Origin of the sequence: Streptomyces sp. NPDC094143 (assembly GCF_040303825.1) — a bacterium.
Classification (GTDB): Bacteria; Actinomycetota; Actinomycetes; order Streptomycetales; family Streptomycetaceae; genus Streptomyces.
On record NZ_JBEOTZ010000067.1, the window covers coordinates 1 to 21,282 of the forward strand.

At 73.5% G+C, this 21,282-nt stretch carries 18 protein-coding genes; 13 read left to right on the forward strand and 5 right to left on the reverse strand.

The genetic code is table 11. The features are described 5' to 3' along the window. Positions 1-150 precede the first annotated feature (150 nt). Positions 151-684, forward strand: a complete 534-nt coding sequence (locus ABTZ58_RS37935) for a GNAT family N-acetyltransferase (protein WP_351367396.1) — start codon at positions 151-153, stop codon at positions 682-684. 248 nt (positions 685-932) lie between these two features. Continuing rightward, positions 933-1,064 carry a hypothetical protein gene (locus ABTZ58_RS37940; protein WP_309095619.1) on the forward strand — a complete coding sequence of 44 codons (132 nt, stop codon included), beginning with the start codon at positions 933-935 and terminating at the stop codon, positions 1,062-1,064. Between the two features lie 49 nt (positions 1,065-1,113). On the opposite strand, the gene ABTZ58_RS37945 is transcribed toward ABTZ58_RS37940, so the two are convergent. Next, positions 1,114-2,691 carry a purple acid phosphatase family protein gene (locus tag ABTZ58_RS37945; RefSeq protein WP_351367399.1) on the reverse strand — a complete coding sequence of 526 codons (1,578 nt, stop codon included), beginning with the start codon at positions 2,689-2,691 and terminating at the stop codon, positions 1,114-1,116. Positions 2,692-2,834: 143 nt separating this feature from the next. Between ABTZ58_RS37945 and ABTZ58_RS37950 the strand changes: the two genes are divergently transcribed. Beyond that, a complete protein-coding gene (locus ABTZ58_RS37950; protein WP_351367402.1) occupies positions 2,835-3,878 on the forward strand; it encodes a 3-isopropylmalate dehydrogenase in 1,044 nt (347 codons plus the stop codon). 244 nt (positions 3,879-4,122) lie between these two features. After that, positions 4,123-5,211, forward strand: a complete 1,089-nt coding sequence (locus tag ABTZ58_RS37955) for a branched-chain amino acid aminotransferase (RefSeq protein ID WP_351367405.1) — start codon at positions 4,123-4,125, stop codon at positions 5,209-5,211. Positions 5,212-5,556: 345 nt separating this feature from the next. Here the strand turns inward: ABTZ58_RS37955 and ABTZ58_RS37960 are convergent, their stop codons facing one another. Then, positions 5,557-7,011: a cytosine permease gene (locus tag ABTZ58_RS37960; protein ID WP_351367408.1), complete on the reverse strand. Its 1,455-nt coding sequence runs from the start codon at positions 7,009-7,011 to the stop codon at positions 5,557-5,559. Between the two features lie 115 nt (positions 7,012-7,126). Between ABTZ58_RS37960 and ureA the strand changes: the two genes are divergently transcribed. From ureA to cimA, 6 genes are all read left to right on the forward strand, one after another. Continuing rightward, entirely contained in the window at positions 7,127-7,831 is a 705-nt protein-coding gene (gene ureA, locus ABTZ58_RS37965) for an urease subunit gamma (protein WP_351367411.1), read from the forward strand. Beyond that, a complete protein-coding gene (locus ABTZ58_RS37970) occupies positions 7,828-9,540 on the forward strand; it encodes an urease subunit alpha (RefSeq protein ID WP_351367414.1) in 1,713 nt (570 codons plus the stop codon). Before ureA ends, ABTZ58_RS37970 begins: the two co-directional genes overlap by 4 nt. An 8-nt stretch (positions 9,541-9,548) precedes the next feature. Further along, complete coding sequence (locus ABTZ58_RS37975; protein WP_351367417.1) at positions 9,549-10,634, forward strand: agmatine deiminase family protein; 1,086 nt, start codon at positions 9,549-9,551, stop codon at positions 10,632-10,634. Positions 10,635-11,185: 551 nt separating this feature from the next. Next, positions 11,186-11,731, forward strand: a complete 546-nt coding sequence (locus tag ABTZ58_RS37980; RefSeq protein WP_351367445.1) for a TetR/AcrR family transcriptional regulator — start codon at positions 11,186-11,188, stop codon at positions 11,729-11,731. A 125-nt stretch (positions 11,732-11,856) separates the two neighbouring features. Then, positions 11,857-13,101, forward strand: a complete 1,245-nt coding sequence (locus ABTZ58_RS37985; protein WP_351367420.1) for a TolB family protein — start codon at positions 11,857-11,859, stop codon at positions 13,099-13,101. A 299-nt stretch (positions 13,102-13,400) separates the two neighbouring features. Further along, positions 13,401-15,005 (forward strand): citramalate synthase, encoded by a 1,605-nt coding sequence (gene cimA, locus ABTZ58_RS37990; RefSeq protein ID WP_351367423.1) that lies wholly within the window; start codon positions 13,401-13,403, stop codon positions 15,003-15,005. A gap of 61 nt (positions 15,006-15,066) precedes the next feature. Here the strand turns inward: cimA and ABTZ58_RS37995 are convergent, their stop codons facing one another. Then, positions 15,067-15,726 (reverse strand): SLATT domain-containing protein, encoded by a 660-nt coding sequence (locus tag ABTZ58_RS37995; protein WP_351367426.1) that lies wholly within the window; start codon positions 15,724-15,726, stop codon positions 15,067-15,069. 184 nt (positions 15,727-15,910) lie between these two features. On the opposite strand from ABTZ58_RS37995, the gene ABTZ58_RS38000 reads away from it, so the two are divergent. Beyond that, positions 15,911-17,275, forward strand: a complete 1,365-nt coding sequence (locus ABTZ58_RS38000) for a hypothetical protein (protein ID WP_351367429.1) — start codon at positions 15,911-15,913, stop codon at positions 17,273-17,275. A 387-nt stretch (positions 17,276-17,662) separates the two neighbouring features. On the opposite strand, the gene ABTZ58_RS38005 is transcribed toward ABTZ58_RS38000, so the two are convergent. Both ABTZ58_RS38005 and ABTZ58_RS38010 read right to left on the reverse strand, forming a co-directional pair. Next, the gene (locus tag ABTZ58_RS38005) at positions 17,663-18,823 is read right to left on the reverse strand and encodes a Cmx/CmrA family chloramphenicol efflux MFS transporter (protein WP_351367432.1); all 1,161 of its coding nucleotides are present in this window, start codon (positions 18,821-18,823) and stop codon (positions 17,663-17,665) included. A 167-nt stretch (positions 18,824-18,990) separates the two neighbouring features. Beyond that, positions 18,991-19,929, reverse strand: a complete 939-nt coding sequence (locus tag ABTZ58_RS38010) for a DMT family transporter (protein ID WP_351367435.1) — start codon at positions 19,927-19,929, stop codon at positions 18,991-18,993. A gap of 79 nt (positions 19,930-20,008) precedes the next feature. Between ABTZ58_RS38010 and ABTZ58_RS38015 the strand changes: the two genes are divergently transcribed. Together ABTZ58_RS38015 and ABTZ58_RS38020 are read left to right on the forward strand one after the other, a co-directional pair. Further along, positions 20,009-20,593: a TetR/AcrR family transcriptional regulator gene (locus ABTZ58_RS38015; RefSeq protein ID WP_351367439.1), complete on the forward strand. Its 585-nt coding sequence runs from the start codon at positions 20,009-20,011 to the stop codon at positions 20,591-20,593. A gap of 38 nt (positions 20,594-20,631) precedes the next feature. After that, positions 20,632-21,213, forward strand: a complete 582-nt coding sequence (locus ABTZ58_RS38020; RefSeq protein ID WP_351367442.1) for a YdeI/OmpD-associated family protein — start codon at positions 20,632-20,634, stop codon at positions 21,211-21,213. Positions 21,214-21,282 lie beyond the last annotated feature (69 nt).

Consider the following 21,282-nt stretch of genomic DNA (forward strand, 5'->3'; position numbering starts at 1 on the left):
CCACAAAGGGCGTGAACCGGCCGCCCACTGCGCGAGGACCTGGCGATCGACGAGGAGCAGGCGCTGCTGCCGGGCGAAGGTGCGGCCGGGCCCTCGGGCCCGGCCCGCCGGCGTGTTCCGGGACGCCTCCGCCCTTCGCATACTGGGGCGATGACCACCCGAGTGCGCACCGACCACACCGCCCGGCTCACCCCGGCGGAACTCTCCGCCGTGCGCGGCCTGCTGCACGACGCCTTCGACGGCGACTTCGGCGACGACGACTGGGACCACACCCTGGGCGGCATGCACGCCCTGGTGCACGACGGGCACGGGCTCGCCGCGCACGGGGCGGTGGTCATGCGCCGGGCCCGCTACCGGGGGCGCTGGCTGCGCGTCGGCTACGTGGAGGGCGTCGCCGTACGCCGCGACGTGCGGCGGCGCGGGCTCGGCGGCGCGGTCATGGGCGCCCTGGAGGAGATCGTGCTGCGCGCCTACGACGTCGGGGCCCTGTCCGCGAGCGACGACGGCGCCGCGCTGTACACGGCCCGCGGCTGGCGGACCTGGCCGGGGCGGATCCACGCCCTCGGCCCGGACGGCGGCGTCCGCCTGCCGGACGAGGAGGGCAGCACCTACGTGTGGCCCGCCCTCGCGGCCGACCCCGCGGAGGAACTGCTCTTCGACTGGCGCGACGGGGATGTGCTCTGAGATTCACCGCAGGCCGGCGGGGTGTGACCCGGTCCGCCGTCTCAGATAGTAGGAAGTCCGAGTAATTGTGGAGACAGACGCTCCGGCCTCCCTTAGCTTTGTAGGAGCCGAACGTCTCGCTCGACCCAGCGAATGGCGGTCGTGAGCCGGTCCCCGTGCAGGCAATCCCTGCGGCACCGCTCCCCGCCCCATCCGGCGTCTCGAAACCCTCCCCTCGCACTCCGTGCTGTCGAAGGAGCCGATGTCCCATGCCCGAGACGACCGCCCGCCGCCGAGTCCGTCACGTTTCCCGCACGACCGAGTCCGACCGGAAGAACGCCGCCGCCGCCCTGCAGCGCGCCCTCGACCGCAGGGACAACGGCGGATCCACCGGCCACTGAGCCGCGCCAGGACCGGGAGCCGCACCCGACCGGGGTGCGGTGCGGGGCCTCACGCCCCGCGCCGCACCTCGAAGTGGTCGATCCGCTCGCCGTTCGACGCCAGCGCCGACACCTTCAGCCTCGGCGCGGCGCCGCTCACCGCCTCCACCGAGAGGAACGAGAAGCCCCGGTAGCGCACCCGCGACCACTGCACCGACTCCGCCCGCGTGTCCCGCGACCTGGTCCAGCGGAACGTGTCCACGGGCTCGTGGCGGGTGGTGTTCCCCTCGTAGCTCGCCTTCACCCCGCCCGGGAAGCCGTACAGCTCCTTGCCGCCGCCGCCCGCGGTGACGTAGACGATCCCGTCCCGCCGCGGATCGGTCGTGCCGCCGACCGGCACCGGCCTGCCCACCTCGCCGCCCCGGATGGCGTCGGTCCGCTCGTACACGTGGTTGTGCCCGTTGACGACCAGGTCGACCTCGTACCGGGCGAACAGCGGCAGCCACGCGGCGCGCACCCCGCCGTCGGAGGCGTGCGTGGACGTCGAGTACGCGCAGTGGTGGAAGAAGACGACGATGAAGTCGACGTCCGCCGCGGACCTCAGCTCGGCGAGCGTGCGGTCCAGCCACCGTGTCTGCCTGCCCTCCGTGTAGCCGAAGTTGGCGGGGATCTCGTACGACACGTCGTTCGCGTCGAGCGCGATCACACCGACGTTGCCGTACGTGAAGGCGTACACGCCCGGTGCCGTGCGCGCGTCGAAGCCGCTCTCCGGCAGGGAGAAACGGGCGAGTTGACCGCCGTAGCCGTCCGGGGAGTACCAGGCCTCCATGTCGTGGTTGCCGGTCGTCACCATCCACGGCACCGACCGGGCCACCGGCTCGGTCTGCTTCAGGAACCGGTCCCACTGGCTCGCGTCGAACACGTCCGACTTCCTGCCCTTGCCGGTCGGGTCGGCGTAGCAGATGTCGCCCGCGTGGAGGTGGAAGGCGGGCTTCTCGCGCAGCAGCGTGCGGTCGTTGAGCGCCGCCTCCGCACCGACGCCCTGGTCGCCGAAGGCGGTGAACACGAACCGCTCGGGCGGACGCGCGGGCGCCGTGCGGAAGGACGTCACGGTCGACCGGTGCCGACGGGACGCCGGGTCGAAGCCCTCGTGGCCGACGCCGTAGTAGTACGTCGTGCCCGGGCGCAGGCCGTCCAGCGCCGCGTGCAGGTAGTACTGCTCGACCGCCGGCCGTACGCCCTTCAGCTCCGGTGTGTGCAGATCGCGCAGCTCGGCCTCGACCTTGCGGCCGAGGTCGTCGGGGCGCAGACCGACCCGGACGTAGGGCTTGCGCACCGCGAGCGGCACCTGCCAGGAGATCCGCATCTGCGTCTTGGGGTCGGCCCCGAAGGCGAGGTGGCGGCCGAAGGGCGTGATGAAGGAGCCGGGCGCCTTCGACGTGCTCGGCGCGGGACTCCCCGTCGGCGTGGCGCCCGCCTGCCCGGCCTTCGAACCGGGGCCGCAGCCGGTCAGCAGCCCGCTCGCCACCGCGCCCGCGGTCACCAGTGTGCGCCGCCGCGACAGTCGCGTCCGCAGGTACTCGTGCTGCTCCGCCATGCTCATCCGGCGGGCGAGCTCGGGCGGGATGCCGAAGTGGGGGATCTCCATGGCCAGTGAACTTCCCAGCGGAGGCCAACGGCCGCAACACATGCGAGTGAACGGCGGGCGACGGCCACGTGCCGCCACCCGGGCGGCTGTCCGCATCACGGACACCTCGTGTCATCCCATGGGACGAGGAGTAGGGTGCCCGCATGTCTCGCAGCATCAATCTCGCAGTGATCCCCGGTGACGGCATCGGCCAGGAGGTCGTGGCCGAAGGCCTGAAGATCCTCTCCGCCGTCCTTCCGCAGGATGTGAAGCTGGAGACCAAGGAGTACGACTTCGGCGCCCGGCGCTTCCACGCCACCGGTGAGACCCTCACCGACGCCGACCTCGACGCCCTGAAGCAGCACGACGCCATCCTGCTCGGCGCGATCGGCGACCCCTCCGTGCCCTCGGGCGTCCTGGAGCGCGGCTTCCTGCTCAAGCTCCGCTTCGCCTTCGACCACCACGTCAACCTGCGCCCCTCGAAGCTGCTGCCGGGCGTGGACACGCCCCTCAAGGGCGAGCCGGCCATCGACTTCGTCGTGGTCCGCGAGGGCACCGAGGGCCCGTACACCGGCAACGGCGGCACGATCCGCAAGGGCACCGAGCACGAGGTCGCCACCGAGGTCTCGGTGAACACGGCCTTCGGTGTGGAGCGTGTGGTCCGGGACGCCTTCGCGCGTGCCCAGGCCCGCCCGCGCAAGAAGCTGGCACTGATCCACAAGAACAACGTGCTGACCTTCGCCGGCCACCTGTGGACGAACATCTTCAACAAGGTGGCCGCGGAGTACCCCGAGGTCACCACCGAGTACATGCACGTGGACGCGGCGACGATCTACCTCGTCACGCAGCCCGAGCGGTTCGACGTCATCGTCACCGACAACCTCTTCGGCGACATCGTCACCGACCTCGCCGCGGCCGTCTCCGGTGGCATCGGCGTCGCCGCGAGCGGGAACATCAACCCGTCCGGCGAGTTCCCCTCGATGTTCGAGCCCGTGCACGGCTCGGCCCCGGACATCGCCGGCCAGGGCAAGGCCGACCCGACCGCCACCGTGCTGTCCGTCGCCCTGCTGCTGCGCCACCTCGGCTGGGAGGCCGAGGCCGCGCGCATCGACGAGGCGGTCGCCGCCGACCTCGCCGAGCGCACCGGCAAGCCCGCCCGTTCCACCTCGGAGATCGGCGACGCCCTCGCCGTACGCGTAGCCGGCTGACCCGCCGCTGCACTCTCCGCAAGCCGCCGGGTCGCATCCGCGCCCGGCGGCTTCCGCATGTTCCCGCCGGGTGCGACCATCGACCACCGGGCCGGATTCAGCCCGTTCCTTCCGCCTCCGCCCCCGGGCGATAATCGAACGTGAGGCCGCGGAATGAGGGAATGCTCGGACGTCCTAGCACTGGTCCTCACCAGAGCGGTACCGAGCGCGGCCCGTCACTACAACCGGTGAAGGACATCAACCCATGACGACGCCCACGATCGAGCTCAAGCCCTCCGCCAACCCGCTCTCCGCCAGTGAGCGCGAGGCGATCCTGGCCAACCCCGGGTTCGGCCGCCACTTCACCGACCACATGGTGACGATCAAGTGGACGGAGGGCCGCGGCTGGCACGACGGGCAGCTCGTGCCGTACGCGCCGATCTCCCTGGACCCGGCCACCACGGTCCTGCACTACGCGCAGGAGATCTTCGAGGGGCTGAAGGCCTACCGCCGCCCCGACGGCTCGGTCGCCACGTTCCGCCCGGAGAAGAACGCCGAGCGCTTCCAGCGGTCGGCGCGGCGCCTGGCGATGCCGGAGCTGCCGGTGGAGACGTTCATCGAGGCGTGCGACGCGCTGGTCAGGCAGGACAAGGCGTGGGTGCCGGCCCACGGTGGCGAGGAGTCCCTCTACCTGCGCCCGTTCATGATCGCGACCGAGGTCGGGCTGGGCGTGAAGCCGGCCAACGAGTACCTGTTCCTGGTGATCGCCTCGCCGGCCGGCGCCTACTTCCCGGGCGGGGTCAAGCCGGTCTCCATCTGGGTCTCCGAGGACCGGGTCCGCGCGGTGCCCGGCGGCATGGGCGACGCGAAGACCGGCGGCAACTACGCGGCGTCCCTGCTCGCGCAGGCCGAGGCCGCGGCCAAGGGCTGCGACCAGGTCTGCTACCTCGACGCGGTGGAGCACACCTGGGTCGAGGAACTCGGGGGCATGAACCTGTACTTTGTGTACGGCGACAGGATCGTCACGCCGTCCCTCACCGGCTCGATCCTGGAGGGCGTCACGCGCGACTCCCTGCTCACCGTCGCCCGTGACCTCGGGTACGAGGCCGAGGAGGGCCGGGTCTCGGTCGAGCAGTGGCAGCGGGACTCGGAGAACGGGTCGCTGACCGAGGTGTTCGCCTGCGGTACGGCGGCGGTGATCACGCCGGTCGGGACGGTCAAGCGGGCCGGGGGCGAGTGGAAGCAGAGCGGGGGCGAGCCGGGCGAGGTCACGCTGAGGCTGCGGCAGGCGCTGCTGGACATCCAGCGGGGCACGGCCGAGGACAAGCACGGCTGGATGCACCCACTGGGCTGAGCCTCTCCTGCCCCCGGGGGCTCCGCCCCCGGACCCCCGGACCCGCCTGCGCCCACCCACCCCCCGAACCGGCCGGACAGAAAGCCGGACTCGCGTCATCGCCCTCGCCCCCTGGCGAGGCCGACGGCTCCGTTCCGGCCGCCGACCTCAAGACACGCCCCGGCCCCGCGCCCGGCCCCGGCCCTCGGTGCGGCGTTCGGTCGCAGGCAGGCTTCCGGCCCTCGGTGCGGCCCGGCCGCGGTCCCGGCCCCGGGTCCCATGCCGGGCCCGGGTCCCATGCCGGCCCCGGGTCCCATGCCGGGCCCGGCCCTCGTGCCGCGCCCGGCCCCACCCCCGTCCGAGGCGTCAACGTGCCGCGTTCGACGCGCCCTCCGTGTCGGTCGGATGCCCGGCCGTGGCGTCGGTTTTGGGGTTCCGTCCCGCGGACCCCGGGGTCGACAGGACGTACGCCGTGCCGCCCACCACGCCCGACAGCAGGAAGCTCACGTCCACCCCGCCCGTCAGGGCCAGCAGCGGGCCCTCGTACGACGGCAGGGACACCGCCAGGACGCCCACCGTCGCGCCGGCCGCCCAGGAGAGGGTCGCCGGGACGTGCCAGCCGGCGCGATACCAGTAGACGCCGCCGCGCGCGCGGCGGTTGAAGACCTGCAGGGCGTCCGCGTCGTAGACCCCGCCGCAGCGGGCGAAGCCGATGAGGGTGATGACCGCCCACGGCGTGCCGATCGCCGTCAGGAGCAGCACGAAGGAGGTCATGGCTTCCTGCGCGGTCGAGTGGTGGTGCCCGGCGAAGACGGCGGCCGTGGCCACGACCGCGACCGTGTACGTCGCCGTCGCGCGGGACGCGCGCGGCAGGATCGCGTCCAGGTCCAGGCCCATCGAGTACAGCATCAGACCCGCGTTGCCGGCCGAGCCCGCCGAGGCCGCGAGCAGCAGCGGCACCAGGTACCAGGCGGGGGCCGCCTCGACCAGGGGGCCCGCGTAGTCGAGGGCGGCCCGGGCCGCGAACGCCGTGAACGTGCCGAACAGCTGCGGCACCAGCAGGCCCAGCATCAGGCCCAGCCAGGTCGCGTGCAGCACCCGGCGCGAGGAGTGGCGGGCCGGTGAGATGTAGCGGGTGTAGTCCCCGAGCAGGGTGATGAAGGCGACCGGTCCGGACAGCCCGGCCGCGACGGCCGCGAGCAGCCACGTGGGCCAGAACCCGCCCAGCAGGTAGCCCCCGGCCTCCGGCAGCGCGCCGGTGGTGAAGCCGGGCGCGTAGGCGATCACCCCGAGCGCCAGCAGGGCGGTCATGCCGAACGCCAGCGCCCGGGACAGGGCGAGCAGCACCCGGTAGCCGTAGACCGCGCCCGCCACGGTGGCCGCCGCGAGCACCCCGTAGACGATTGCGTACGACAGGTCGCTCTGCGGCAGCCCGGCCAGCCGGCCCAGCACGCCCACCATCACGTCCCCGCCGATCCACACGGTCAGCGCGGTGTAGCCGAGGGCGAGCAGCAGCCCGACCACCGAGCCGACCAGCCGGCCCCGGACCCCGAAGTGGGCTCCGGAGGACGTCGACAGGTTGGTGCCGGTGCGCAGTGAGACCAGGGCCAGCGGGGCGGTGAACACCACGCCCGCCACCGTGCCCGCCAGCACCGCGCTCACCGACGACCACCAGTCCAGACCGAAGGACGGCGGCAGCCAGCCGAAGACGATCACGCCCAGGCAGAGGTTGGAGCCGAGCAGGATCGAGACGAGGTCGCGTGGCCCGCTGGTGCGTTCCTCCTCCGGGATGGTGTCGACTCCGCGCTGTTCGATCGGCATGCTGGTCTCCCTCGGTTAGAGCGACGTTCAATGTGATGTGCGCTATGCCTCGCCGTCAACCTTTCGGTGGCAGACAATTCGTGTTTAGAGTGATGCTCTAAATGAAGGGAGTGACATGCGGCTGACCCCGACCGAACGCGACCGGCTGCTGCTCTTCGGCGCCGCCGAACTGGCCCGCGCCCGCAGGGCAAGGGGGCTGAGGCTGAACGTCCCCGAGGCGACCGCGCTCATCGCCGACACGGTGTGCGAGGCCGCCCGGGACGGCAGACGGCTCGCGGAGGCCGTCGAGGCCGCCCGGTCCGTCCTCGGGCCCGGCGACGTGCTGCCCGGCGTCGCCGACATCGTCACCGAGGTCCACATCGAGGCGGTCTTCGACGACGGCTCGCGGCTCGCCGTCGTCTCCGACCCCATAGGCGGCGGCTCGGGACCGGACGCGCCCGGCGCGCTGCTGCCCGGGCCGGATCACGCCGAGCCGGAGCCGGCCCTGCGGCTGACGGTCGTCAACACCGCCGCCGTGCCCGTTTCCGTCACCTCCCACTTCCACTTCTTCGAGGCCAACCCGCGCCTCGACTTCGCCCGCGAGCGCGCCTACGGCATGCGGCTCGCCGTGCCCGCCGGGTCCTCCGTGCGGTTCGGGCCGGGGCAGAGCGCCGAGGTCGGGCTGGTCCCGATCGGGGGCGACCGGATCGCGATCGGCTTCGCCGGGCTGGTCGACGGGCCGCTGGACGCCCCGGGCGCCCGCGAGGAGGCGCTGCGCCGCGCCGCCGCCTGTGGCTACCTCGGCGTACCCGACACAACCGGGCAGGAGGCCGAGCGATGAGCCGCCCAGGAGGCCACCCCGCCGAGGCCCGCCGCCTCACCCCCTACGAGTACGCCGCCACCCACGGCCCCCGCGCCGGCGACCGCATCCGCCTCGGCGACTCCGGGCTGACCGTCCGCGTGGAGTCGGACTCCCAGCGCCACGGCGACGAGTTCCTCGCCGGGTTCGGCAAGACCGCCCGCGACGGACTGCACCTCAAGGCCGCCGCCGTCCGGGACACCTGTGACCTCGTGATCAGCAACGTCGTGGTGATCGACGCCGCGCAGGGCGTCCGCAAGGTCTCCATCGGCATCCGCGAGGGCCGCATCCACGCCATCGGGCGGGCCGGGAACCCCGACACCCTCGACGGCGTCGACGTCGTCGTCGGCACGGGCACCTCGATCGTCTCCGGTGAGGGGCTCATCGCCACCGCCGGAGCTGTCGACACCCACGTCCACCTGCTGTCGCCGCGCGTCATGGAGGCCTCGCTCGCCTCCGGCGTGACCACGATCATCGGGCAGGAGTTCGGACCCGTGTGGGGCGTCGGCGTCAACTCGCCCTGGGCGCTGCGGCACGCGTTCGGCGCCTTCGACGCCTGGCCGGTCAACATCGGCTTCCTCGGCCGGGGTTCCTCCTCGCACGAGGCGCCCCTGGTGGAGGCTCTCGCCGAGGGCGGCGCCAGCGGCTTCAAGGTCCACGAGGACATGGGCGCCCACACGCGTGCCCTGGACACCGCCCTGCGGGTCGCCGAGGAGCACGACGTCCAAGTCGCCCTGCACAGCGACGGCTTGAACGAGTGCCTGTCCGTGGAGGACACCCTGCGCGTGCTGGAGGGCCGGACCATCCACGCCTTCCACATCGAGGGCTGCGGCGGCGGGCACGTCCCCAACGTCCTGAAGATGGCCGGCGTGCCGAACGTCATCGGCTCCTCCACCAACCCGACCCTGCCCTTCGGCCGGGACGCCGTCGCCGAGCACTACGGCATGATCGTCTCCGTCCACGACCTCAAGACCGACCTGCCCGGCGACGCCGCCATGGCCCGCGACCGCATCCGCGCCGGGACCATGGGCGCCGAGGACGTGCTGCACGACCTGGGCGCCATCGGCATCACCTCCTCGGACGCGCAGGGCATGGGCCGCGCGGGCGAGACGGTCCGCCGCACCTTCGCCATGGCCGGGAAGATGAAGGCCGAGTTCGGCGCCCCCGACGACGAGCACGACAACGAGCGCGTCCTGCGCTACATGGCCAAGCTGACCATCAACCCGGCCATCGCGCACGGCCTGGCGCACGAGGTCGGGTCGCTGGAGGTGGGCAAGCTCGCCGACATCGTGCTGTGGCGCCCGGAGTACTTCGGCGCCAAGCCGCAGCTGGTGCTCAAGGCCGGCTTCCCGGCGTACGGCGTGACCGGCGACCCGAACGCGGCCACCGACACCTGCGAACCCCTCGTCCTCGGGCCGCAGTTCGGCGCGCACGGGGCGACCCCGGCCGAGATCTCGGTGGCGTTCGTCGCGCAGGCCGCCCTCGACCGGGGGCACGACCTGCTGCCCACCCGCCGCCGCCGGGTCGCGGTGCGCGGCACGCGCGGCATCGGCCCGGCCGACCTGCGCCTGAACTCCCGTACCGGGGCCGTGGACGTCGACCAGCGCACGGGTGTGGTCACGCTCGACGGCGAGCCGCTGCGCTCGGGCCCGGCCGAGTCCGTCTCCCTCAACCGTCTCTACTTCCTCTGAGGTCAACGATGTCCGCAGCCGCCGACGGCTTCCGCATGCCCGCCGAGTGGGCCCCGCACGAGCGCACCTGGATGGCCTGGCCGTCCCCCAACCCCACCTTCGACGACCCCGGCGGACTCGCCGCCGCCCGCGCGGCCTGGGCCTCGGTCGCCCGCGCCGTGCGCCGCTTCGAGCCGGTGACGGTGGTGTGCGCGCCCGGGCAGGCCGCCGAGGCCGCCGCGCTGCTCGGACCGGGCGTCGACACCGTCGAACGGGACCTCGACGACGCCTGGATGCGCGACATCGGCCCGACCTTCCTCACCGGCCCGCGCGGTGAACTGGCCGCCGTCGACTGGACGTTCAACGGCTGGGGCGCCCAGGAATGGGCCCGCTGGGACCACGACGCGAAGATCGGCGCGCACGTCGCGGACCTGGCGGGGGCCCGGACGTACGCCTCGGCTCTCGTCAACGAGGGCGGGGCGATCCACGTGGACGGCGAGGGCACGGTCCTGCTGACCGAGACCGTTCAGCTCGGCCCCGAGCGCAACCCCGGGTGGACCCGCGAGCAGGTCGAGGCAGAGATCCACGCGCAGCTCGGCACCCGCAAGGCGATCTGGCTGCCGCGCGGCCTGACCGGCGACTACCCTCCCCCAAGCTCTCGGCTTCGCTCGAGCAGGGGGTACCCCCACCACAGCTTCGGCACCCTCGGGCACGTCGACATCGTCGCGGCGTTCGCCCGCCCGGGTGTCGTGGTGGCGCACTCCCAGCCGGACCCCGCCCACCCCGACCACGAGGTGACCCGGGAGGTCATCGGCCTGCTGAAGGCGCAGACGGACGCGCGCGGCCGGCGCCTGCAGGTCGTGGAGGTGCCCGCCCCGACCGTGCTGGAGGCCGACGGCCACTGGGCCGACTACTCGTACATCAACCACTACCTCTGCAACGGCGGCGTGGTGCTGTGCGCGTTCGACGACCCGCGCGACGAGATCGCCGCGGGCATCTTCCGCCGCCTCTTCCCCGAGCGGACCGTGACCCTGGTCGACGCCCGGACGATCTTCGCCGGCGGCGGAGGCATCCACTGCATCACGCAGCAGCAGCCGAGGACGGCCGTCAGGTAGAACGTACGGGTGAACGAAACGCTGCACCGCGCGTCCCACGGCCCACGCCACCCGGAACCGCCCGGACTCCCGGCGGGGGCCGGCCCCGACCCGCGTGAACACCCCACCGCTGCACGCCCCGCCCACGGACGCCCCACCGCGGTGCGGCACGCGGCCCGCGGAACCGGGGGGCGGCCGGGCGCGGCTCCGGCGCGGACCCACGCGACGGGCGCGCCGATCCGCCGGGCCGACCCGGCTCCCGACGCGGCCCCGGCGAGCCGGGGGGCGGAGCCCGGGGCGGCCGGTGTGACGTCCCGTACGACTGGTGCCGGCGGCGAAGGTGGAACGGCTGGTGTGACCGGTGTGGGTGGGGCGGCCGGTGCAAACGGCGCGACTGGGGCCGTCGGCGCGGTCCCCCCAGCCGTCGGCGCGGTCCGCACAGCCGGCCCGTCGGCCCCGGGGCCGGATCTGGCGGTCGCCAGGCCGGACGCGTTGGCGGGCCGGTGAGTTCCGCCGCCGCACCCCGCAGGCGTACCCCGGCCCCGCCGCGCGAGGACGTGCTCGCCGCCGCCATGGCGATGATCGCCGAGCGCGGTCTGGAGAAGCTCACCATGGCCGCGCTCGGACGCGAGGTCGGGATGAGCAGCGGTCACCTGCTCTACTACTTCGGCTCCAAGGACGAACTGCTGCTGCGCACCCTGGAGTGGAGCGAAGGCCGGCTCGGGGCAGAGCGGGCCCGCCTGCTGACCCGGGAGGCGCCCGCACGCGAGCGACTCGACGCCTACGTCGACCTGTACGTCCCCGACGGCCACCGCGACCCGCACTGGACCCTGTGGCTGGAGGTCTGGAACCGCTCGCAGGGCGCCGACGAGAACGCCCGCGACCGGCAGGCCGCCATCGAGGGAGCCTGGCACCGCGATCTGGTCGCCCTGCTCGCCGAGGGCATCTCGCGGGGCGAGTTCCGCCGCGTCGACCCGGACCGCTTCGCAGCCCGCCTGCGCGCCCTGCTGGACGGCCTCTCCATCCACGTGGCGATCGGCCTGCGCGGCACCGACCGGGCCCAAGTCCTGGGCCACGTGCGCGAGTTCCTCGCCGACAGCCTCCTCGCGGACGTCTGAACGCCCGCCCGGGTTGTACTCAATACGACGGATTGACCCGGTGACCGGCGGTGCTGTTGGCTCTGGGGAGCCCTCGGCGCGGGGCCGGGGGAGAAGCGTCCACGGGGACACAGGGGGAACAGCACATGACCAGTACCAGGAGGGTCACGTCCGGCGCGCTCGGCGTGGCTCTGGCCGTCACGCTCGGCGCCGCCGCCGCGCTGCCCGCGACCGCCGCACCCGGGGCACCGCGGACCGAGAGGGCGAGTGTCGCCCCGGACGGCACCGGGGGCAACGGCCCCTCCGGCGGCCCGAGTCCGAGCTTCGACGGCAGCCGTCTGGCCTTCGTCTCCAGCGCCGACAACCTCGTCGCCGGCGACACCGACGGCACCGCGGACGCCTTCGTGCGCGACCTGAGGACCGGCACGACCAGGATGGCAGGCCGTTCCGTCGACGGCTCCGTCGACGACGTCGCCCTCAGCGGCGACGGACGCCACCTGGCCTTCAGCGCCACCGATCCCGCCGACGGACGCAGCCACGTCTGGGTCGAGGACCTCACGACCGGTGCGCTGCAGCGTATCGAGGACACCGTCGCCCCGGGCTACGACACCGGTCGGCAGCCCGCCCTCAGTGCCGACGGCCGCTACGTCGCCTTCGTCGCCCAGCAGTCCGCACTCCCGGAGGGCGAGGACCGCTGGGGCCGCGTCTACCGGGTCGACCGCGCCAGCGGCGAGGCCGTCCGCATCAGCCAGGCACCGTCCGCCGGGGACCGCAAGACGGCCGCCGCGAACCCGTCCCTCAGCGCCGACGGCAAGCGCGTCGCCTACCAGTTCTTCGTCCCGCACCCCGCCTCCGGCGACTGGAGCGACGCCTGGGTCCGGGACGTGCCGAGCGGCGAGCTGATCCAGGCCGACCGGGCCCCCGACGGCCGGGCCTCCGACGGGCAGACCGAGTTCCCGCAGATCAGCGCCGACGGACGGTACGCCGTCTTCAACTCCCTCGACGCGCAGCTCACGCCGGGCGACACCAACAAGGGCCACAACGTCTTCGTCCGCGACCTGAAAACGGGCCAGCTGCGCCGGATCGACGCCGCCGACCCGGCCGCCTCCACCGCCTTCGGGCAGCTCAGCGCCGACAACCGGTACCTGGCCTTCGTCTCGGCCGACCCGGACGACACCGACCGCACCGACCGCGCGTACGTCCGCGACCTGCGCACCGGGCGCACGGTCCTCGCCAGCGCGGACGTCCAGGGCGGCCCCAACGACCGGAGCGTGTCCGCCCCGGTCCTCGACCGGCACGGCCGCACGGTCGCCTTCGCGAGCTCCTCGCCCGACCTCGTGCCCGGCGACGCGTACGACACCTCGCACGTCTACGTCCGCCACACGAGGTGACCGACCGCATCCTGAGACAACCGTGAGCGAGGCGCGGGGGGTGTGCCAGACTGCCCCCGTGCTCTCGTTCGCCATGATTATTGGCAGCAGGCGCGCCGGTCCGCAGTGACCGCCACGTACGACCACGTACGGGTGGACACCGTCGTCCTCGACCCGCGCGCAGACCTCTCGCACCCGCGAGAGGTTTTTCGCGTTTCTGGCCCACCCACAGCCGGAGGCGAGAGCGCGAGGGAGCATGAGGGCGGTGGAGCCGGTCATTCCGGTACGACCGAGATCCCATCCTCAGGAGCCTTGACACCATGACCGCTACCAGCGAGCTCGACGATTCGTTCCACGTCTTCGACACCACCCTGCGCGACGGCGCCCAGCGGGAGGGCATCAACCTCACCGTCGCGGACAAGCTCGCCATCGCACGGCACCTGGACGACTTCGGCGTGGGCTTCATCGAGGGCGGCTGGCCCGGCGCGAACCCCCGTGACACCGAGTTCTTCGCCCGCGCCCAGGAGGAGATCCGCTTCCGCCACGCCCAGCTGGTCGCGTTCGGCTCCACCCGCCGCGCCGGCACCAAAGCAGCCGAGGACCCGCAGGTCAGAGCACTGCTGGAGTCCGGCGCCCCGGTGATCACGCTGGTCGCCAAGTCGCACGACCGCCACGTCGAACTCGCGCTGCGCACCACCCTCGACGAGAACCTGGAGATGGTCCGTGACACGGTCTCCCATCTGAAGGAGCAGGGCCGCCGGGTCTTCGTCGACTGCGAGCACTTCTTCGACGGCTACCGCGCCAACCCGGAGTACGCCAAGGCGGTCGTGCGCACCGCCTCCGAGGCCGGCGCCGACGTCGTCGTCCTGTGCGACACCAACGGCGGCTTCCTCCCCGCGCAGGTCCAGGCGGTCGTCGGGACGGTCCTGGCGGACACCGGCGCCCGGCTCGGCATCCACGCCCAGGACGACACGGGCTGCGCGGTGGCCAACACCCTCGCGGCCGTCGACGCGGGCGCGACGCACGTGCAGTGCACCGCCAACGGCTACGGCGAGCGCGTCGGCAACGCCAACCTCTTCCCGGTCGTGGCGGCCCTGGAGCTGAAGTACGGCAGGAAGGTCCTGCCCGACGGGCACCTGCGCGAGATGACCCGCATCTCCCATGCCATCGCCGAGGTCGTCAACCTCACGCCCTCCACGCACCAGCCCTACGTGGGTCTGTCCGCCTTCGCCCACAAGGCCGGACTGCACGCCTCGGCCATCAAGGTCGACCCGGACCTGTACCAGCACATCGACCCCGAGCGGGTCGGCAACACCATGCGGATGCTGGTCTCCGACATGGCCGGGCGTGCCTCCATCGAGCTCAAGGGCAAGGAGCTCGGCATCGACCTCGGCGGCGACCGCGAGCTGGTCGGCCGGGTCGTCGAGCGGGTCAAGGAACGCGAACTCAGGGGCTACACCTACGAGGCCGCCGACGCGAGCTTCGAGATCCTGCTGCGCACCGAGGTACAGGGCAGCCCCCTGCGCTACTTCGAGGTCGAGTCCTGGCGGGCCATCGTCGAGGACCGGCCCGACGGCTCCCACGCCAACGAGGCGACGGTCAAGCTGTGGGCCAAGGGCGAGCGCATCGTCGCCACGGCCGAGGGCAACGGCCCGGTCAACGCCCTGGACCGGGCGCTGCGCGTCGGGCTGGAGAAGATCTACCCGCAGCTGGCCAAGCTGGAGCTGGTGGACTACAAGGTCCGCATCCTCGAAGGCAAGCACGGCACCAACTCGACGACCCGCGTGCTGATCTCCACGTCCGACGGCTCGGGCGAGTGGTCGACGGTGGGCGTCGCCGACAACGTCATCGCGGCGAGCTGGCAGGCCCTGGAGGACGCGTACACGTACGGACTGCTGCGTGCGGGAGTGGAACCGGCGCAGTAGCCGGGGCGGTACCGCGGGCCGGGTCGGTCCGGTGAGGGGCCGGGCCCGGCCCGGGCGGGCGTCACATCGCCGTGTCGCGGGAGCGGGGCCCGGGCAGGTCGCCGCTCCTGTCCCGGCCGGGCGCGCGGTCGAGACGGTACAGGCCCGCGGCGTGGGGGCGCTGGCCGGCGGCGTGGGACGTGGAGCGGGTCAGCTCCTCGACGCCGTCGGCCAGGTAGCCGACCCATGCCGTGCCCTCGTCCTCGATGATCCGCTGGGCCTCCGTCCGCAGCCGCTCGATCACCGCAAGCAGCGCGGCCTGCTCCTTGTCGCTGGGGGAGTCGGTGGTGCGCAGGTACGCCTGCGCCCAGTCGGACTGCGCCTTCTTCAGGAGCTGCTGCAACGCCAGCTCCGTGCGGATGTAGCGGGTCCAGGAGGCGGAGAAGCCGAAGATCCGGTCGAAGAGGACGCAGCCCGCCCCGCCGGCCAGGAACACGAAGCCCCACTCGGGCTGCACGGCCGTGGGCGCCGCGGCGTGCACCAGCGGCGTGATCGTGCCGACGATGCCCAGCAGCGCGGCCAGCGCCCGCAGCGACCGCGACCACATCGCCGGCCCCCGGCGCCGGGCCAGATACCAGCCGATCGCCGAGGTCACCTCGGCCTCGGCGTGCCGGAACAGTTCCCACAGCAGGTCGGCGCGCGTCCGCGACCGGTCCAGCTCGGCGAGTGCGGACACCGTCATGTCCGCGGCTCTGCGTCTTCCGAACATGCCCCTCTTCCCCGCCCCTTCGGCTGCGACCGCTCGGCCGGACCGGCCGGACCGGCCCACTGCAGTGGCCCAGGAGGCATCGTAGGCGCAGCCGCGTCCCGAAATCCCTGCCCTCACGGATATCCGTTTCTGTACCGATTCAGGTAGCTTCGAACATATGAAGGCCGCACTGGTGCGCACCGTCGTACGCCTGCTGATCGTGCCGGTCACCGCCGTACTGGCGGTGCTGCTGGCCGGTGCGCCGGGTGCGCACGCGGCCACCGACCTGACGAGGGTCGCCCAGGAACTGCGTGAGAACCCGGTGTACGTCGATCCGGCCGCCCGCGACCAGCTGGCGGAGTCGGACGCGGAGGCACTCGCCGACAAGATCAGGGACGCCGACAAGCCCGTCTTCGTGGCGGTCCTCCCGGCCGGCTACCCCACGCAGGACCTCTTCCGGAACCTGCGCACCGAGACCGGCGTGACCGGCCTGTACGGCATCCGTCTCGGCGACGGGTTCGACGCCCGCGCCGACAGCGCGGTGATGAGCCGCCAGGCGGTGTCCAACCTGGTCACGGCCGTGCGGGGCGCGGGCGACGCCAAGGCCCAGCTGAACGATTTCGTCGACGACGCCCTGCGCAACGTGGGCGGCTCGGCGCCGAGCAGCTGGAGCGACGGCTCGGGCGGTGACGTGCCGGTCGGCGGGCTGATCACGGTCGGTGCCCTGGTCGCGGCCGGCGGCGCGGGCACTTACGCCCTGGTCCGGCGCAACCGGCGCCGCCACGAGGAGGAGCAGCGGGCCGCGCTGGAGAAGCTGCGGGTGGTCGTCGACGAGGACATCACCGCGTTCGGCGAGGAACTCGACCGCCTCGACTTCCACCCCGGCGAGCCCGGCGCCGACGAAGCGATGCGCGGCGACTACGAACACGCGCTGGACGCCTACGAGCAGGCGAAGTCCCTGATGGCCGCGGCGGTGCGGCCGGAGGACGTCAAGGCCGTCACCGAGGCCGTGGAGGACGGCCGGTTCTCCCTGGCGCGCCTCGCGGCCCGCCGCGAGGGCAGGCCGCTGCCGGAGCGCCGCCCGCCCTGCTTCTTCGACCCGCGGCACGGCCCGTCGGTCACCGACGCGACCTGGACACCGCCGGGCGGCGCCGCCCGCGAGGTCCCGGTCTGCGCGGCCGACCGGACGCGGCTGGCCGAGGGCCGCGACCCGGTGATCCGCGAGGTCGACACCGACTACGGCCGCCGCCCGTACTGGGAGGCCGGCCCGGCCTACGGCCCCTGGGCCGGCGGCTACTTCGGCGGCGGCCTGCTGCCCGGCCTCCTGGTCGGCACCATGCTCGGCAGCATGATGGCCGGCCCCGCGTACGGGGCCGACTACGGCTCCGGCTACGGCGACTTCGGCGGCTACGAGGGCGGCGACGTCTCGGGCGCGGACTTCAGCGGCGGCGACTTCGGCGGCGACTTCGGCGGAGGCGGCGGCGACTTCGGCGGTGGAGGAGACTTCGGCGGCGGGGGAGGAGACTTCGGCGGCGGCTTCTGACAGCACCGCACCGCGGAAACCGCGAGATCGCCGACTCCGGCTTGCCCGGGTTCTGAGGCCGCCCGCCTTCCGGCCCGTGCCGCCGGCGTCCTGACGCTGACTGCCCGGGCCTCCTGGCCGGAGCTGGACGGGTCCCTGGGTCGGGTCGTCCAGGCCCCCCGTCCGGCTGGTGGCTGCTCGGGTCCGTTCCCCGGCCGGCCGGAGCCTTCCGGACCGCCGGAGTCCGACCGGAGCCCGCCGGGGCCCTGACGCCGACGCCCCCACCCCGGCCGCCCGCCCGCCCGCCCGGGCAGTCCTGGCCCGGCCCCGACTTCCGGCCCCCCGGGCCCGACCCGGCCTGATGCACCACTCAGGCCCCACGCCGAAGAAGCCGCCACCCGTAAGGGCTCAGTGTCGTACCGAGGCCCCCTCCCGCTCGCGCCGCACCCACCCCGCCACGCCGCCCGCCAGCACGATCAGCGTCACGCTGACCCACACCGGCGATCGGTAGCCGAAGCCGGCGCCGATCGCCGCTCCGCCCGTCCACGGGCCCAGTGCCGCGCCCACGTTGAACGCCGCCGTGGCGAAACCGCCGGCCAGCGTGGGTGCCTGCGGGGCCGCGTAGAGGGCCTGGGAGATCAGGGTCGAGCCGACGCCGAAGGACAGCGCCCCCTGGACGAAGACGAGCGCGAGCGTCACCGCCGGGTGCCCGGCCCCGAGGGCCAGCAGGCACCAGCCCGCGCACAGCGCGACGCCCCCGCCGGCGAGCACCGGCACCGGACGCCGGTCGGCGTACCGCCCCGCGACGGTCACCCCCGCGAACGAGCCGGCCCCGAACAGCGCCAGCACCCCGGGCACCCAGCCGTCGCCCAGCCCCGTCTCCTCGGTGACCAGCGGCGCGAGATAGGTGAAGGTGCAGAACGTCGCGCCGTTGACGAGGGCGCCCAGCAGCAGCGTGCCCACGAGCCGGGGGCTGCGCAGCGACCGCAGCTCACCCCGCAGCGCGGGCGGCGCACCCCCGGCCGCACCGCCCGGCACGGACCGCGCCACCGCCACCAGCGCCGGAAGCGACACCAGCGCCACGGCCCAGAACGCCGCACGCCACCCCCACAGTTCGCCGAGCACGGCCCCGGCGGGAACTCCGGCCACACAGGCCAGCGTCACCCCGCCCAGCAGCATGGACGTCGCCCGCCCCTTCGCGTCCGGTGGGACCATCCCCACGGCGGCCACGAGAGCGACGGCGAGGAACCCGGCGTTGGCGAACGCGCCCACCACCCGCGTGACGAGCAGGACCTCGAAACTGCCGGTGAGCGCACCGGCGACATGGACGGCGAGGAAGACGACGAGGAAGGCCAGCAGCGCACCCCGGCGCGGCCAGCGCCGCGCGAGCCCCGCCACCAGCGGCGCCCCGACGGCCATCCCCGCGGCGAACGCGGAGGTCAGCGCCCCCGCCGCGGGAACGGACACCCCCAGATCCCGCGCGATGTCCGGCACCAGCCCGGACAGCATGAACTCGGACGTGCCTTGCGCGAACACGGCAAGGCCCAGCAGAAGAAGAGCGAACGGCATGAGGAAACTCCGCACCCGGAAGCCGACGACGGACATGACACGTCGGACGGCACACCGGCAGCGGAGCGAGCGGGCAGCCTCAGCGGCCCGGCATCGGCGTCACGAGCAGCCACCGGAGTGCCGGTGGCCGCAGTCTGGACGCCTCGGGGCTGGACATGCCCCGCAGGTTAGGCGCGCCCGGCAGACCGGGTCCACCGGTTTTCCGACGGCTCGCCCCGGGCGGCCGTCACCGCCGGTTCCGCGCGCCCACCGCCGCGGTGCACGATGACGACGGCCGCGAGGCAGACGGCCAGCCCGAGGGCGGTCTGGACGCCGAACGGCTCCCCGAACATCAGCGCGCCCCAGACGGCCGTCACCGGCGCCATGAGGAACATCAGCGTGTTGACCTTGGTGACCCCGGAACGCCGCAGGATGAGCCAGTACAGCCCGTAGCCGCCGAAGGTGGACAGACCGACCAGCCAGGCCACCGCGACCCAGAACTCCGTGTCGGCCGGCGGCATCGCGGCCCCGGTGCCGAGCGCCAGGAGGCTGAAGAGGACGGCGCTGGTCGCGCAGTGGACGGTCAGCGACACCGAGGGCGCGACCCGCGATCGGGACCGGCTCTCCAGGAACGTGGCCGCGACCAGGGACAGCATGCCGAGCAGCGGGATGGCGTACGCCCACCAGGCCACGCCGGTGCCGGCCGCCGCGTCGGCCAGGGTGACCACGGCGACGCCGCTCAGCCCCAGGCCCAGGCCGATCCACTGCCGGCCCGAGACGTACTGCCCGAGCAGCGGCCCCGCGAGGGCCCCGGCGACCAGTGGCTGGACCCCGTCGATCAGGGCGGTGGTGCCGCTGGAGACGCCGAGCTGGATCGCGTAGTAGACGCTGAGCAGATAGCCGCTCTGCGACAGCACGCCGATCACGGCCTGCCGGGCGACGTCCCGGGCGGTGAGCCCCCGCCAGGCCGGCCGCATCAGGGCGGCGACGGCGACGAGGACGACGGCCAGCGGCAGGAACCGCCACATCAGGATCGTGAGCGCGGACGCGCTGCCCGCGCCGAGCTTGGCGCCGATGAAGCCGGAGCTCCAGCACAGGACGAAGGCGAGGGAGAGGAGGAGGTTCACGACATCACGACCAGGAGGATGAGTAGACAGATCGGTATATCATTCCGGCTTACTATACAGATCGGTATACTCGGATGCCATGGGCACCCCCGCACAGACCCCGCACCGGATCGCGATGACCCCCGCCGCCCGCCGCGCCCTGGACGCCGCCGCCCGGCTGTTCTACGAGCGCGGCATCCACGCGGTCGGGGTCGACCTCATCGCCGCCGAGGCCGGGGTGACGAAGAAGACGCTCTACGACCGGTTCGGCTCCAAGGAGCAGATCGTCGTGGAGTACCTGGCCGACCGCGACGAGCGCTGGCGGACCTTCCTCGCCGAGCGCCTGGACGCGGCGGGACCCGATCCGCGCGAGCGGGTCCTGGCCGTCTTCGACGCCACGGGCGCCTGGGCCGTGGACCTCAGCCCCAAGGGGTGCGGCATGGTCAACGCCCACGCGGAGATCAGCGACCCCGCCCACCCGGCCCATCCGGTCATCACCGGGCAGAAGCAGTGGATGCTCGACCTGTTCACGCGCCTCGTCACGGACATCGCCCCGGACCGGGCCGGCGAGCTGGCCCGGGCGCTGATGCTGCTCCACGAGGGCGCCCTGGTCGCGCACGGCCTCGGCATCTTCCCGGACGCCGCCGCGTCGGCGCGCGAACAGGCCCGCGCCCTGCTCGCCTAGCGGACGACATCCGGCCTGCTTGTTCCTACGGTGGTGCCATGACCGCCGCCCACGACACCGGCCCCCTCGCCTTCGCGACCCTGGCCGAGCTGGACTCCTGGCTGACCGCCCACCCGGCCCCGCACCCCGGGTTGTGGGTCCGGGTCGCGAAGAAGGGCTCGGGCATCTCCTCCGTCAGCGCCTCCGACGTCAACGACGTGGCGCTGTGCCACGGCTGGATCACCGGGCAGCGCAAGACACTCGACGCCTCGTACTACCTCCAGCGGATCACCCCGCGGCGTCCCGGCAGCCTCTGGTCCCTGGTCAACGTCCGGCGGGTCGGCGAACTGACCGCCGAGGGCCGGATGCGTCCGGGCGGGCTCGCCCAGGTGGCGGCGGCGCGGGCGGACGGTCGCTGGGACGCGGCGTACGGGTCACAGAAGGAGGCCGAGGTTCCCGGCGACCTGGCGGCGGCGCTGGAGCGGAACCCGGGGGCCGCGGCGGCCTTCCGGGCACTCGGCCGCACGGACCGCTACCTGACGATGCTCGGCGTCCTGCGCGCCCGGACGGCGAGGGCCCGGCAGGCCCAAGTGGCGGCGGCCGTCGCCAGGTTGGAGTCCCGCGAAGAGCCGCGCGGCTGAGCCCTCCGAACCGGCGGCTGCCGGCCACCACCACGCACCGGACGGCCCGGCACCCCGTCGGTGCCGGGC